Below are 12,736 nucleotides of genomic sequence, written 5' to 3'. Positions count from 1 at the left end.
CAGTCCCCTCTCCCTTCAGGGAGAGGGTTAGGGAGAGGGCCGGCCCCCTGTCACGGACGTTCAGGCAAAGGCAGTTGCTCCTGCGCATGGATCGGTTTTTGGAGCGAGGTCGAGGCGTAGGGCGAATAACCTGGAACAAGTTATCCGCCCTGCGAAATTCCGCACGATCAGGTGCGGCTTGCCAGCCACGCGCGCCAGCCGCCGAAGTGGCTGATGTCCTCGGCGCCGTCCAGGCCCCAGGCGTCGCAGATGAAGCCGGTTTCCCAGCTGCCGTCCTCCAGTTGCACCTTGCCCAGCCCCAGCGGCGCGGGTATGCCGGTGAGGAAGGAGCCCAGCTCGGCGCTGGGCAGCTCCCAGACTTCCACCTCGATGGCCACACCACCCTCGGCTACCCGCAACATGCCGGGGCGCAGCGGCGGGCCGCCGGCCAAGGCGTAGAGCTTGTAGGCCGGGGCGCTGCGGGTGGCGCGCAGCAGGCGCGCGCCGCGCTGGCGCAGTTGCCCGTTCAGCGCCAGGCCATCCAGGTGCGCGCCGCACACCACCAGGCGCGCGCGGTCGTTGCGCGCGGGGTTGGCGGAGGACGCCGGGGTGATGGCATTGCCGCCGGTGAGGGGCAGGTTGTGCTGGCGCTGCAGGGCGTCGGCCAGGCCCAGCAGGTACTGGTCGGTGAAGGCGCGGCCGAACAGCGTCACGCCCCAGGGCAGGCCGTTGCCCATGAGGGCGCTGGGCACGGCGACGGCGGCGTAGTCCAGCAGGTTCATGAAGTTGGTGTAGTAGCCCAGGTCGGAATTGCGCTTCACCGGTTCGGCGTGCAGCTCGTCCAGGGTCACCGGCCGGCCGATGGTGGGGGTGAGCACGCAGTCGAGGTCGGCGAGGATCGCGTCGCACCGCGCCTTGAGTTCCTGCAGCCGGTACTGCGCGCCGAAGGCCTGCACGGCGGTGGCGCCGGGCGCCTTGGCCAGCACGTCGCGGATCACCGGCAGCACGGCCTGTGGGTCGCGCTCGATCAGCTCGCCCGCCACGCTGTAGCGCTCGGCCACCCAGGGGCCCTCGTAGAGCAGGCGCGCGGCTTCGAGGAAGGGCGCGAAGTCGATCTCCCGCGGCTCGCCGCCGAGGGCCTTGAGCTGGTCGAGGGCATCGGTGAACAGCACCGGGCCTTCATGGCAGCCGAAGAATTCCAGCTGGTCGGCGCGCGGCACGCCGAAGCGGAAGGGCCGGGGCGCACCGAAGGCGCCGGCGTCGTTCCAGGCCGGATTGGCGCGGCTGTAGCCGTCCTTCGGGTCGAGCCGGGCGGTGAGGGCGAGCAGCTCGCTGGCCTCGGCGGCGCTGGCGGTGAAGTAGGTGATGCAGTCCAGGGTGCGGCAGGCCGGCACCAGGCCGGTGTTGGACAGCAGGCCCTTGCTCGGCTTGAGCCCCAGCAGGCCGTTGAGCGCCGCCGGCACACGGCCGGAGCCGGCGGTGTCGGTGCCCAGGGCGAAGCTCGCCACGCCCAGCGCCACGGCCAGGGAGGAGCCGGCGCTGGAGCCGCCCGAGGGGTACTCGGGCAGCACGCTGTTGCGGCATTCGCCGTAGGGCGAGCGGGTGCCGTTGAGGCCGGTGGCGAATTGGTCGAGGTTGGTCTTGCCCAGCGGGATGGCGCCCAGGTCGATCAGTTGCTGCACCAGGGTCGCGGAGGTTTCCGGCGTGTAGGCGAAGGCCGGGCAGGCGGCGGTGGTGGGGATGCCGGCGAGGTCGATGTTGTCCTTGATGGCGAAGGGGATGCCATAGAGCGGCAGCGCCTCGGGGGAGGTTTTCTCCAGCGCGGCGAGGTAGGGCTCCAGTTCTTCCAGGCTCAACAGGTGGATGAACAGGAGGTAGTCGGGGTTCAGCGCGGCGGCCTTGTCGCGCAGCTCGGCGATCAGCTGGCGCGGCGTGGCGCGGCCTTCGCGGTAGGCGGCGCGCAGGGTGGCGAGGCGGAGGTCGAAGGTGGTGGGCATGGTTGGAGGTCCTTTGATCCTGTCAATTCTTCACTCGGATTTCCCTCACCCCAGCCCTCTCCCGGAGGGAGAGGGGGCAGAGCAGTCCGGCGTGGTGTCTGTTTCCAACCACGACCCACCCGTCGGTGTGTCGTGGTTTCGGGTTCCTGTGCTGGGCGGCTACCCTCTCCCCGGCCCTGGCTACGCGCCCCGCTCCGAAGGGAGAGGGGGAAGAGCAGGCTGGCGCGGTGTTGGGATCGATCCACAGCTTGTCTCTTGGCGCAGCTGTAGTTTCCGGTTGCTTCGAAAGGTGCCGCTTGCTCCGGACTGCTCCCTCTCCCTTCAGGGAGAGGGCTGGGGAGAGGGCGCTCGTCAGTTTTCGATCACGCCTCCTCCATCACCACCACCCGCTGCCCGGCGCGCACCGGCGAGCCGGGCTGTACGCGCACCTCGCGGACCACGCCGTCGCGCGGGGCGGTGAGGGGGATTTCCATCTTCATGGATTCGAGGATCACCAGGATGTCGCCGGCCTTCACGCTGGCGCCGGCTTCCACCTGCACCTGCCAGAGGTTGCCGGCGATGTGGCTCTCCACGGCATGCTGGCCGGCGCTGAGCGGGGCGTCCTCGCCGCTGTCGACGGCGGCTTCCTCGCTCTCGAAGTGCGCCTGGCCGGAGGCGATCCAGCGTTCGCGCTCGGCATCGAAGGCGGCGCGCTGATGGCGGCGGAAGGCGGCGATGCTCTCGGCCTCCTCGGCGAGGAACTGCTGGTAGTCGGCCAGGCGCAGTTCGCTGTGTTCGATACGTAGCGGATAGCGGCCCAGCGGGAAGTCGCGGCGGATGCGTAGCAGTTCCTCGGCGGACACCGGGTAGAACCGCACCTGGTCGAAGAAGCGCAGCAGCCAGGGTTTGCCGTCGAACGCCGCGACCTCGCGGTAGCGGTTCCACATTTGCAGGGTGCGGCCGACGAACTGGTAGCCGCCGGGGCCTTCCATGCCGTAGACGCACATGTACGCGCCGCCGATGCCCACGGAGTTTTCCGCGGTCCAGGTGCGCGCCGGGTTGTACTTGGTGGTCACCAGGCGGTGGCGCGGGTCCAGCGGCGTGGCCACCGGCGCGCCGAGGTAGACGTCGCCCAGGCCCATCACCAGGTAGCTGGCCTCGAACACGGTGCGGTACACCGCCTCCAGGTCCGGCAGCTCGTTGATGCGGCGGATGAACTCCAGGTTGCTCGGGCACCAGGGCGCATCCTTGCGCACGGTGGTCATGTACTTCTCGATGGCCAGCTGGCAGGCCGGGTCGTCCCAGGACAGCGGCAGGTGCACGATGCGCGACGGCACCTTGAGGTCCTGGGCGGCGCAGACAGCGTCCCACAGCCCGGCGACGGTGTCCAGCAGGCTGTGCAGCGGCAGGGTTTCCGGCTGGTAGTGCACCTGCAGCGAACGGATGCCAGGGGTGAGGTCGATCACGCCGGGCAGGTTCTTCGCCTCCAGTGCCTGCATCAGCGCGTGGGCGCGGAAGCGCAGGACCAGGTCCAGCTCGGGCTGGCCGATCTCCAGCAACAGGTGGGTGTCGCCGGCCAGGCGGGCGACCAGGCGGGTGTCGTCCTGGCCGAGGTCGAGGACGATGGGGGAGGTGAGACTGGCGCTCGGGCTGCCCTCACCCCCCGCCCTTTCCCGCAAGCGGGAGAGGGGGCTGTCCGCGTGGCCGGATAGCACGGTAATCGCCGGCAGCTCCGCGCGGCCCTCTCTCCCTGTGGGAGAGGGTTGGGGTGAGGGGAAACCGGCGGCAGCGGAGTTGGGCTGATCGGTAGGAGCGAGCTTGCTCGCGAACGCATTCTGCTGGAGGTCCAGGAGCTGCGCGGGTTCGCGAGCAAGCTCGCTCCTACGAAAGGCCGTGGCATGCTGTTCGCCAGCAAGGGCCAAGGCGCCCCCCTCGGTCCTACGAAAAGCCGCCAAGTCACGGGCGGTGGAGATGTCGATGGGCAGGAACCGCACCTTGTCCCCCGCCTTGAGCTGGCCGAGTTGCCAGAGGTCCGCCTCGATCACCGTCACCGGGCAGACGAAGCCGCCCAGGCTCGGGCCGTCCGGGCCGAGGATCACCGGCATGTCGCCGGTGAAGTCCACTGCGCCGATGGCGTAGGGGTTGTCGTGGATGTTCGACGGGTGCAGGCCGGCTTCGCCGCCGCTCTCGCGCACCCATTCCGGCTTCGGCCCGATCAGGCGCACGCCGGTGCGGCTGGAGTTGAAGTGCACCTCCCAGTCGGTGGCGAAGAAGGTCTGGATGTACGCCGGGGTGAAGTATTCCGGCGCGCCGTGGGGGCCGTAGATCACCCGGATCTGCCGCACGGCGGGCAGTTCGGTGCACAGCTCCGGCGGCAGGCTGGCGCCGTGGCTGTCGTCGACCAGTTCCGCCAGATGCAGCACGTCGCCGGCGCGCAGGGCGCGGCCGCCGTGGCCGCCGAACTGCCCGAGGGTGAAGGTGCTCTTGCTGCCCAGGTAGTCCGGCACCTGCAGGCCGCCGCGCAGGCACAGGTAGCTGCGCGCGCCCGCGCCGCCAACGGTGCCGAGGCTGAGGGTGGAACCGGCGGCCATGAACAGCGCGGTGTCCATCGGCTGCTCGATGCCATCCAGGCTGATCGGCAGCGCCGCGCCGGTGACGGCCACCACCGCGTTGGTGTTGAAGCGCAGGGTCGGGCCGCTCATGGTGATTTCCAGCGCGGCGGCGCCTTCGGGGTTGCCCAGCAGGACATTGCCCAGGCGCAGCGCGCGATCATCCATCGGCCCGGACGGCGGCACGCCCACCGCCCAGTAGCCAAGGCGGCCGGGGTAGTCCTGCACGCTGGTCTGGGTGCCGGCGCCGAGCACCTCCACGGTCTGTGCGCGGTAACGCAGGCCTTCCAGGCAGCGGGTCCAGGGCGAGCCGCTGGCGAAGGGCGCATCTGCGAGGATCTGCCGCAGGTAGTCGCGGTTGCATTCCACGCCGTAGAGCTGGCTGTCAGCGAGGGCACGGTCGAGGCCGGCGCTGGCCTGTTCGCGGGTCGGCGCCCAGGCGATCAGCTTGGCGATCATCGGGTCGAAGTAGGGCGGAATCTCGCAGCCGGCCTCGACCCAGGTGTCGATGCGCAGCGTCTTGCCGTCCGCCGCCGGGAACTGCACGGCGGTGAGCAGGCCGGGGCAGGGCTGGAAGTCGCGGCCCGGGTCTTCGGCGTAGAGGCGTGCCTGGATGGCGTGGCCGCTGGGCTTCAGCGTGGCCACCAGCTCGGCCAGGGGCGGCAGGTCGCCAGCGGCCAGCTCGATCATCCAGCGCACCAGGTCGACGCCCCAGACCTGTTCGGTGACACCGTGCTCCACCTGCAGGCGGGTGTTCACTTCGAGGAAGTAGAAGCGCTGCGCCTGGCTGTCGTAGACGAACTCCACAGTGCCGGCGCTGCGGTAGCTGACGGCTTTCGCCAGCTGGATCGCCGCCGCGCACAGGGCCTCAGCCATGCCGGCGGGCAGGTTGGGCGCCGGGGTTTCCTCCAGCACCTTCTGGTTGCGCCGCTGCACCGAGCAGTCGCGCACGCCGAGGGCGATGACCTCGCCCTGGCCGTCGCCGAACACCTGTACTTCCAGGTGACGCGCGCGCTGGATGTACTTCTCGATGAACACGCCGGAGTCGCTGAAGTTGTTCTGCCCCAGGCGCTTCACCGCATCGAAGGCGTCGCGCAGCTCATCCGCCGAGCGGCACACGCGCATGCCGATGCCGCCGCCACCGGCCGTGCTTTTCAGCATCACCGGGTAGCCGACCTGTTCGCCGGCGCGCAGGGCCGCGTCGAGGTCTTCCAGCAGGTCGGTGCCTTCGAGCATCGGCACGCCCTGCTCGCGGGCCAGGGCGCGGGCGGTGTGCTTGAGGCCGAACAGGCGCAGCTGTTCCGGCGTCGGCCCGACGAAGGCGATGCCGGCGGCTTCGCAGGCTTCGGCGAAGGCGGCGTTCTCGGAGAGGAAGCCGTAGCCGGGGTGGATCGCCTGGGCGCCGCTGTCGCGGGCCCCCGCGAGGATTTTCTCCACCACCAGGTAGGTGCTGGACGCCGGGCCATCGCCGAGGCTGATGGCCTGGTCGGCCTGCTGGATGTGCAGGCTGGCGGCGTCGGCTTCGGAGTAGACGGCCACGCCGCCGATGCGCAACTCGCGAAGAGTACGCAGGATGCGGCAGGCGATGGCGCCGCGGTTGGCGATGAGCAGTTTGTCGAACATGAGGGCGTCCCCATGGGGGCGGGCCGTCCCGCCGTCATTCGGTGCGCGCCACGGTCGTCCGTGGCGCAGAAGCTTTGGCTTTTCTGTAGGAGCGAGCTTGCTCGCGAAACCGCTTAGCGCCGGCGTGTCAGGGGATCTTGTTCGCGAGCAAGCTCGCTCCTACATGAAGAGCCGCACAGCGTCGGGCTGCACTGGGCACTTCGGCTCTGGGCAAGGAGGAAGAGCCAGCGCCGCAACGCGTGCAGCGTTCCGCTTGCCGCTTGTGGCTGCTTCAGTCCCATACCAGCAGCTCCGCCGGGGTCGGGTTCCAGCCGTTGCAGGGGTTGTTGAGCTGCGGGCAGTTGGAGATCAGGACGATGACGTCCATGTGCGCGAGCAGTTCGACGTACTTGCCGGCGCCGGAGATGCCGTCCTCGAAGGTCAGGCCGCCTTCGGCGGTGACCGGCACATTCATGAAGAAGTTGATGTTGTGGCTGATGTCGGCCTTGGTCAGGCGGCCGTCGTGCAGGCTGGCGCGCAAGAAGTTGTCGCGGCAGCTGTGCATGTAGCGCTTGTCCAGGGCGTAGCGCACGGTGTTGCTTTCCTGGGCGCAGGCGCCGCCGAGGGTGTCGTGGCGGCCGCAGGTGTCGGCGGTGATGGTCAGCATCGGGTTGCCGAGGTTGGACCAGAGCACGCTGCCGGCGCTGAGGTAGACCTGCCCCTGCTTGCGCAGGGTGCGCTGCACGTCGTAGCGCTCGCGCGGGTTGGCGGCGCTGAAGAACAGCGTGTCCACCGCCTGGTTGCCTTCCAGGTCGAGGATGCGCAGGGTCTGCCCGGCTTTCAGTTCGGTGAGGCTGGGTTCGCCGGCCGGGATCAGGGTGCGCGAGACGCAGGCTTCGGGGTGTTTGTCGCTGGGGACGATGGGCATGCTCGCGCTCCTTACAGGTACTGGCGTTCGGTGTTGTGGAAGCCGCGGCCGTTCTCCGCGCGCGAGGTGCGGCAGAGCACGCTGATGCCGTCGGACGCGACCTGCTGCCAGGTCAGGCCGATGGGCTTGGGCGCGTACTGCGGGTTCGGGTCCAGCGGGTGTTGCAGGGCGGTGAGCACGACGAGGGTGTCCATCGGCGCGTAGAGCTCGACATGGTCGCCGGCTGTCGAGTTGCCCTGGGCGAAGCGCAAGCAGCCGTCGGCGTCCACGTCCACGCGGCTGAACAGGTTCAGGCACATCAGCAGGTCCTGCAGGCGCATGTCCCACTTGCCCATTTCCACCAGCAGGTTGTCCACGCCGTTGCGGTGGAAGCCGTTGCGCAGTTCCTGGTAGCGGCCCGCGCCGTATTTTTCCTGCACCTCGGCGGCGTTCAGCACGCCGCCGAAACTGTCGTGCCAGCCGCAGCTGTCGGCGGTGATGGCGGCCAGCACGCGGCCCATGTCCGAGTACAGGCAGTGGCCGGCAGTGAGCTTGGCGGTGTGCTGGCACTTGAGGCTGTCGGGGAGGTTCAGCCGCTCGCTTTTCTCGGCGGCATTGAACAGCAGCAGGCTGACGTTGCCGCCGCCTTCGATGTCGGTCAGGCGTAGCAGCTGGCCGCGCTTGAGGACGAAGGAGGTGTGGCCGCCGCCGGGGACGGTTTCTTCGTAAAGGGTGGTGCGCAGGTCGTTCATGTCGGGTTCCTCAGTAGGCCGGCGTGAGCAGCGGCGCGGCCGTTTCCAGGCGCGCGGCGAGCGGTTCGGGCAGGGCCGCGCGGGCGGCCTTGCGGTCGGCGTTGAGCGGGATGTCGTAGGTGATGCGGGCGCCGTAGGCAGTCGGTGCCTGCGGGTCGTGGCGGACCTTGTCGAAGACCAGCAGGCGGGTGCCCAGGCTGAAGCCCTCGGCGAGGTCGTGGGTGACCATGAACACGGTGAGCCGGGTTTCCTGCCACAGCTCCAGCAGCAGGGCGTGCATGTCCTTGCGTATGCCCGGGTCCAGCGCGCCGAAGGGTTCGTCGAGCAGCAGCACGCGTGGCTTCATCACCAGCGCCTGGGCAATCGCCAGGCGCTGTTGCATGCCGCCGGAGAGGGCGCTCGGGTACTGCTCCAGGGCATGCCCGAGGCCGACGCGCTTGAGCAGTTCGGCGGCCTGTTCGCGGGCCTCGCGCTTGGCGCTGCCCAGCAGCCGGCCGAGCAGCGGCGAGCGCGGCAGCTCCAGGCCCAGGGCGACGTTGTCGAGCACGGACAGCTGCGGGAACACCGAGTAGCGCTGGAACACCACGCCGCGGCTCGGGTCCGGCTCGCCCGGCAGCGGTTGGCCGTCGAGCAGCAATTCACCACGGCTGGGGCGCTCCTGGCCGAGCAGCAGGCGCAGGAAGGTGGACTTGCCGCAGCCGGAGGCGCCGACCAGGGTGCAGAACTCGCCTTCGTTCACCTCGAGGTTCAGGCGCTCCAGCACCACGTTGCCGTCGTAGGACTGCCAGACGTTACGGACGCAGATAAAGCTCATGCCTTGCCTCCTTCGTACCAGGGGAAGGCACGCCGGGTGAGGGCGCGCAGGGCCCAGTCCATCAGCCAGGCCAGCGCGGTGATCCACACCACGTAGGGCAGGATCACGTCCATGGCCAGGTAGCGGCGCACCAGGAAGATGCGGTAGCCCAGGCCGTCGGTGGAGGCGATGGCCTCGGCGGCGATGAGGAACAGCCAGGCCGAGCCGAGCATCAGGCGCAGGGAGATCAGCAGGCGCGGCATCAGTTGCGGCAGCACCACGCGCAGGATCAGCGTCCAGGTGCTGGCGCCCAGGGTCTGTGCCTTGATCAGCAGCTCGCGGGGGATTTCCCGGGCGCGCTGCTCGATGTCGCGGGCGATGCAGGGGGCGACGCCGATGACGATCAGCACCACCTTGGACAGCTCGCCGAGGCCGAAGACGATGAACAGTACCGGCAGGATCGCCAGCGGCGGGATCATCGACAGCACGGTGAGCAGCGGCGAGAGCGGCGCGCCGAACAGCGGCACGCTGCCGGCGGCGATGCCCAGCACGAGGCCGAGCAGGGCGGCGATGCCGAGGCCCAGCCCCAGGCGTTGCAGGCTGGCGCCGGTGTCCTGCCAGAACAGCACCTCGCCGGTGCGCTTGTCTTCGCTCAATGCCAGGCGATTGACCGCATCGGCCATCTGCGCGGCGCTGGGCAGCAGCTTGTCGTTGGGGTTCTCCGCCAGCCGCGACGCCGAGCCTGCGAAGTAGGCGAACAGCAGCAGGGCGAACGGCAGCAGCACCAGGAACAGGCGGCCACTGCGGTCGGGGGTTCGGTTGATCAGGCGCATGGGGTGTACCTGTGGATTTCCGTGTGAAGCGCCCTCTCCCTAACCCTCTCCCTGAAGGGCGAGGGGACCGTTCTGTGCAAGTTGAAACCATGGCGTCAGCCGGCACGGACGGCTCCCTCTCCCTTCAGGGAGAGGGCGGGGGAGAGGGGCTTCGGGGGTGAAGTGAGGTGCCATGTGCAGCCGCCTCAGAGCTTGCCGTCCGCCGCCATCTGCACGTAGGTCGGGTCGAAGCGCAGCTTGAGGTTCTGCGCATCGCCGGTGGTGAGGCCGCCGGCGAAGCTCATGCCGACCGCCTCGGCGCTTTTCGCGCCTTCGCCGAGCAGGCCGTGGGCGAAGGAGAAGGCCGCCACCTTGTCCATGGTCGCCGGCAGTTTCGGGCTGGTGGCGAAGGCCAGTGCTTCCTGCGGGGTGGCAAACAGCTTGGTGGTGGCGAGCTGGCTCTGGTAGCCGGCGAGGTCGGTGCCCGAGGCCTTGGCCATGTGCTCCAGTGCGGCGCGGGTCTCGGCGCTGTCGCCCTGCATCAGCGCCACGGTTTCGAACCAGGCGCCGGTCAGTGCCTTGCCCAGGGCGGGGTTGTCCTTCAGGACCGCGCTGTTGACCACCATCATGTCCATGATCTCGCCGGGAACCTGGCTGGAGTTGAACACCTCGGTGGTGCCCGGCTTGGCGCGGGCTTCGGCGAGCATCGGGTTCCAGGTGGTCACGGCCTGCACGTCGTCGGTGTTGAAGGCGGCGGCGATGTCGGCGTCAGAGGTATTCACCGTCTTCACGTCCTTCTCGGTCAGGCGGGCGTTCTCCAGGGCGCGGGCGAGCAGGTAGTGGGAGACGGACAGTTCCACCAGGTTGACGTTCATGCCCTTGAGGTCGGCCAGGGTCTTGCCTTCGCCCTTGAGGACGATGCCGTCGTTGCCGTTGGAGAAGTCGCTGACGATCAGCGCGGTGGAGTCGACGCCGCCAGCGGCGGGGATGGTCAGGGCGTCCATGTTGGTCATGGTGCAACCGTCGAACTGCCCGGCGGTGTACTGGTTGATCGACTCGATGTAGTCGTTGAGCTGGGTGACCTTGACCTGGATGCCGTACTTCTTCGCCCACTTGTCGACGATGCCGTGGCTGGCCGCGTACTCCCAGGGCATCCAGCCGGCGTAGAGGGTCCAGCAGAGGTTGAAGCTGTTCTTCGCGGCGGCGGAGGCAGAGACGCTGAAGGCGGCGAGGCCGGCAGCGAACAGGGCGGTCAGAAGGGGCTTGCGCATGGAGCATCTCCAGTCGATTGTCGGGCAGGCAGGAGTCGGGCGGCACGTGTCGCTCTCGTCTCCCGGGCTTTTGTCCCGCCGTGTAACCTCGCTGGAGGTCGATGACTCTCGGACCAGCCACTCGCCGCGCGAGCCGGAACCCTAGTCATCCATTGTCAGATTGTGGTGCCGCTGTCCGATGGCTTCGGATCGTTCCTGCACGCCGGGAACCAAGCGAGCGGCGTGCCAAGTTGGCGAAAGTGCCGAGGCAGAAGGGCTGCGTCGCCTTACGGGGGATTTTTCGCTGCATGCCGGGGCGTTCGTCCGCCCCCAAATGAAGCGCGGCGCCGCATCCTGGTGCGTGCGGGCCAGTCGAAAGGCAGGAGCGTGCCACGCCAGCCCGGCGGCAGACTGCGGTGACCTTCACCGTCGAGGAATCCATCGCCATGTCCGAGTTGCTGAGCTTCGCCAAGGGCGCGCTGACGCTGTTCTGGGTCGCCGCCGTGCTCAACCTGATCTACCCCTTCGGCGAGCTGCATCGCCCGCTGCTGTGGCTGTCCACGATCCTGCTGGTGGCGCATGTGGGCGAGGTGCTGTTGCTGGCGCGCCGCCGTCCCTGGCTGGAGCAGGCGCAGGTGCTGCTGTTCGGCGTGCTGCACCTGCAGAGCCGCAAGCTTCGCCGGGCGGGCACTGTAAACGGCTGATTTACCCAAGCTTTACCTTTGGCCGCGGCACCGCCGTCGGGTGCGCCTGTCTGATCCTGTGAGCCCGGAAGAATGTACGCCCCGCATCCCGGCGGGGCGGCCGGCTCGCCTGATGGAGGCGCCATGCGTCGTATTTTCGCTGCTGTTTTGCTCACCCTTCCGCTGACCGGGTGTGTGTTCATCGATCATGACCACGGCCGCTGGGGCGGCCCGCATCGCTACGGCTACGATGCGCCGGCGCCGGGCTACTACGGTGGCCCCCACCCGGACTGGCGCCGTTGAGTCTCAGGGGAAATCCAGAGCCCCTCACCCGCTGGGGTGAGGGAGAGCCCAGAGCCGAACTCTCATGATGGTGCTCAAAGCGCGGCGTTGAACGCCGCGTCTTCCTCCAGCAACAGCTCGACGAACTGGCTGGCCGCCGGCGACAGGCTGCGGCTGGCGTGGCGCACCAGCGCATAGGCGGAGCCGCGCCCGGCGACCTCGCTGCTGCCGGGCCAGGGCAGCACGGCCAGGTTGCCAGCCTGCACATCGGCGGCCACCACGTCCCAGGTGGCCAGGCAGAGCACGTCGCTGCCCTTCACCAGTTCCTTGAGCATCAGCACGTCATCGCATTGCACGCTCAGCGGTTGCTCGCGGCCCAGGGTGCGTGCCAGTCCCTCGTGGGCGTCGCGCGGCAGGCGCGGGCCGGCCAGGGGGTAGTCGAGCACCCGCGCCACCGAGGGGGTGCTGCCGATCAGCGGATGCCCCGGTCGGCAGAACAGCACGCCGCGGTGCACCCGCAACGGCAGGATGTCGAGGCGGCTGTCGCCTTCGAGTTCGCGGTAGTCGGCGATGAACAGTTCCAGTTCGTCGTCCAGCAGGCGCTGGTGCAGCTCGCTCCAGTTCTCGATGGAGAGCAGGACCGAGACTTTCGGGTGCGCGCTGCTGTAGCGCGCCAGCACCTGCGGCATCAGGCGCGCGCCGGGAAAGGGGCCCGCGCCCAGGCGCAGCTCACCGGTCTCCAGGTCCGCCAGTTGCAGCACCGCGTTCTTCAGCGCGCGGTCGCCGGCCAGCAGGCGGCGCGCGTGCTCCAGCACCAGCCGGCCATGGGCGGTGAGGGTGACGCCGCGCGGGTTGCGGTCCACCAGCTGGCAGCTCAGCTGGCCCTCCAGCGCCTGGATGCTGCGCGACAGGGCGGGCTGGCTGAGATTCACTGCATCGGCGGCGCGGGCGAAGTGGCCGTGCTCGGCAAGGGCAACGAAGTGGCGTAGCTGGCGAAGATCGCTCATGCGCGTCCTGCATCGATTGTTGAATAGGAATGCATTGGAATTATTAACGCAGCGGCCGGCATAGTGCGAGCACAACAACAAAGT

General features: G+C 68.9%; 10 protein-coding genes and 1 riboswitch. Of the genes, 2 read left to right on the top strand and 8 right to left on the bottom strand.

The window, feature by feature from the left end; all coding sequences use genetic code 11:
* Positions 1–167: 167 nt before the first annotated feature.
* The 7 genes from atzF to ACNFIA_RS05765 form a co-directional block, all read right to left on the bottom strand.
* A complete protein-coding gene (gene atzF / locus ACNFIA_RS05795) occupies positions 168–1,976 on the bottom strand; it encodes an allophanate hydrolase (protein ID WP_416783378.1) in 1,809 nt (602 codons plus the stop codon).
* 362 nt (positions 1,977–2,338) lie between these two features.
* Positions 2,339–6,187 carry a 5-oxoprolinase/urea amidolyase family protein gene (locus tag ACNFIA_RS05790; protein WP_416783377.1) on the bottom strand — a complete coding sequence of 1,283 codons (3,849 nt, stop codon included), beginning with the start codon at positions 6,185–6,187 and terminating at the stop codon, positions 2,339–2,341.
* 271 nt (positions 6,188–6,458) lie between these two features.
* Entirely contained in the window at positions 6,459–7,094 is a 636-nt protein-coding gene (locus ACNFIA_RS05785; RefSeq protein ID WP_416311554.1) for an urea amidolyase associated protein UAAP2, read from the bottom strand.
* A gap of 11 nt (positions 7,095–7,105) precedes the next feature.
* Positions 7,106–7,825 (bottom strand): urea amidolyase associated protein UAAP1, encoded by a 720-nt coding sequence (locus ACNFIA_RS05780; protein WP_259753287.1) that lies wholly within the window; start codon positions 7,823–7,825, stop codon positions 7,106–7,108.
* Between the two features lie 10 nt (positions 7,826–7,835).
* Positions 7,836–8,639, bottom strand: coding sequence for an ABC transporter ATP-binding protein (locus ACNFIA_RS05775; protein ID WP_416783375.1), 804 nt, complete (start codon positions 8,637–8,639; stop codon positions 7,836–7,838).
* Positions 8,636–9,451: an ABC transporter permease gene (locus tag ACNFIA_RS05770; RefSeq protein ID WP_416783373.1), complete on the bottom strand. Its 816-nt coding sequence runs from the start codon at positions 9,449–9,451 to the stop codon at positions 8,636–8,638. Before ACNFIA_RS05770 ends, ACNFIA_RS05775 begins: the two co-directional genes overlap by 4 nt.
* 185 nt (positions 9,452–9,636) lie before the next feature.
* Positions 9,637–10,701 (bottom strand): putative urea ABC transporter substrate-binding protein, encoded by a 1,065-nt coding sequence (locus tag ACNFIA_RS05765; protein ID WP_416783371.1) that lies wholly within the window; start codon positions 10,699–10,701, stop codon positions 9,637–9,639.
* A gap of 57 nt (positions 10,702–10,758) precedes the next feature.
* Positions 10,759–10,857: riboswitch (guanidine-I (ykkC/yxkD leader) on the bottom strand.
* A 269-nt stretch (positions 10,858–11,126) separates the two neighbouring features.
* Here ACNFIA_RS05765 and ACNFIA_RS05760 point away from each other — a divergent pair.
* The gene (locus ACNFIA_RS05760; RefSeq protein ID WP_259753291.1) at positions 11,127–11,384 is read left to right on the top strand and encodes a DUF1145 domain-containing protein; all 258 of its coding nucleotides are present in this window, start codon (positions 11,127–11,129) and stop codon (positions 11,382–11,384) included.
* Positions 11,385–11,507: 123 nt separating this feature from the next.
* Entirely contained in the window at positions 11,508–11,666 is a 159-nt protein-coding gene (locus ACNFIA_RS05755; protein WP_259753292.1) for a hypothetical protein, read from the top strand.
* 74 nt (positions 11,667–11,740) lie between these two features.
* Here the strand turns inward: ACNFIA_RS05755 and ACNFIA_RS05750 are convergent, their stop codons facing one another.
* Complete coding sequence (locus tag ACNFIA_RS05750) at positions 11,741–12,652, bottom strand: LysR family transcriptional regulator (protein WP_416783369.1); 912 nt, start codon at positions 12,650–12,652, stop codon at positions 11,741–11,743.
* Positions 12,653–12,736: the final 84 nt, after the last annotated feature.

Source organism: Pseudomonas sp. NY15437 (assembly GCF_048068435.1).
Lineage (GTDB): Bacteria > Pseudomonadota > Gammaproteobacteria > Pseudomonadales > Pseudomonadaceae > Pseudomonas > Pseudomonas nitroreducens_B.
This window is presented reverse-complemented; position numbering and strand designations above follow the sequence as displayed.

Excerpts from the sequence above, each read along its gene's own strand:
- ACNFIA_RS05765 (WP_416783371.1), bottom strand. The coding sequence starts at position 10,701 with ATGCGCAAGCCCCTTCTGACCGCCCTGTTCGCTGCCGGCCTCGCCGCC.
- ACNFIA_RS05770 (WP_416783373.1), bottom strand. The coding sequence starts at position 9,451 with ATGCGCCTGATCAACCGAACCCCCGACCGCAGTGGCCGCCTGTTCCTG.
- ACNFIA_RS05755 (WP_259753292.1), top strand. The coding sequence starts at position 11,508 with ATGCGTCGTATTTTCGCTGCTGTTTTGCTCACCCTTCCGCTGACCGGG.
- ACNFIA_RS05780 (WP_259753287.1), bottom strand. The coding sequence starts at position 7,825 with ATGAACGACCTGCGCACCACCCTTTACGAAGAAACCGTCCCCGGCGGC.
- atzF (WP_416783378.1), bottom strand. The coding sequence starts at position 1,976 with ATGCCCACCACCTTCGACCTCCGCCTCGCCACCCTGCGCGCCGCCTAC.
- ACNFIA_RS05790 (WP_416783377.1), bottom strand. The coding sequence starts at position 6,187 with ATGTTCGACAAACTGCTCATCGCCAACCGCGGCGCCATCGCCTGCCGC.
- ACNFIA_RS05750 (WP_416783369.1), bottom strand. The coding sequence starts at position 12,652 with ATGAGCGATCTTCGCCAGCTACGCCACTTCGTTGCCCTTGCCGAGCAC.
- ACNFIA_RS05760 (WP_259753291.1), top strand. The coding sequence starts at position 11,127 with ATGTCCGAGTTGCTGAGCTTCGCCAAGGGCGCGCTGACGCTGTTCTGG.
- ACNFIA_RS05785 (WP_416311554.1), bottom strand. The coding sequence starts at position 7,094 with ATGCCCATCGTCCCCAGCGACAAACACCCCGAAGCCTGCGTCTCGCGC.
- ACNFIA_RS05775 (WP_416783375.1), bottom strand. The coding sequence starts at position 8,639 with ATGAGCTTTATCTGCGTCCGTAACGTCTGGCAGTCCTACGACGGCAAC.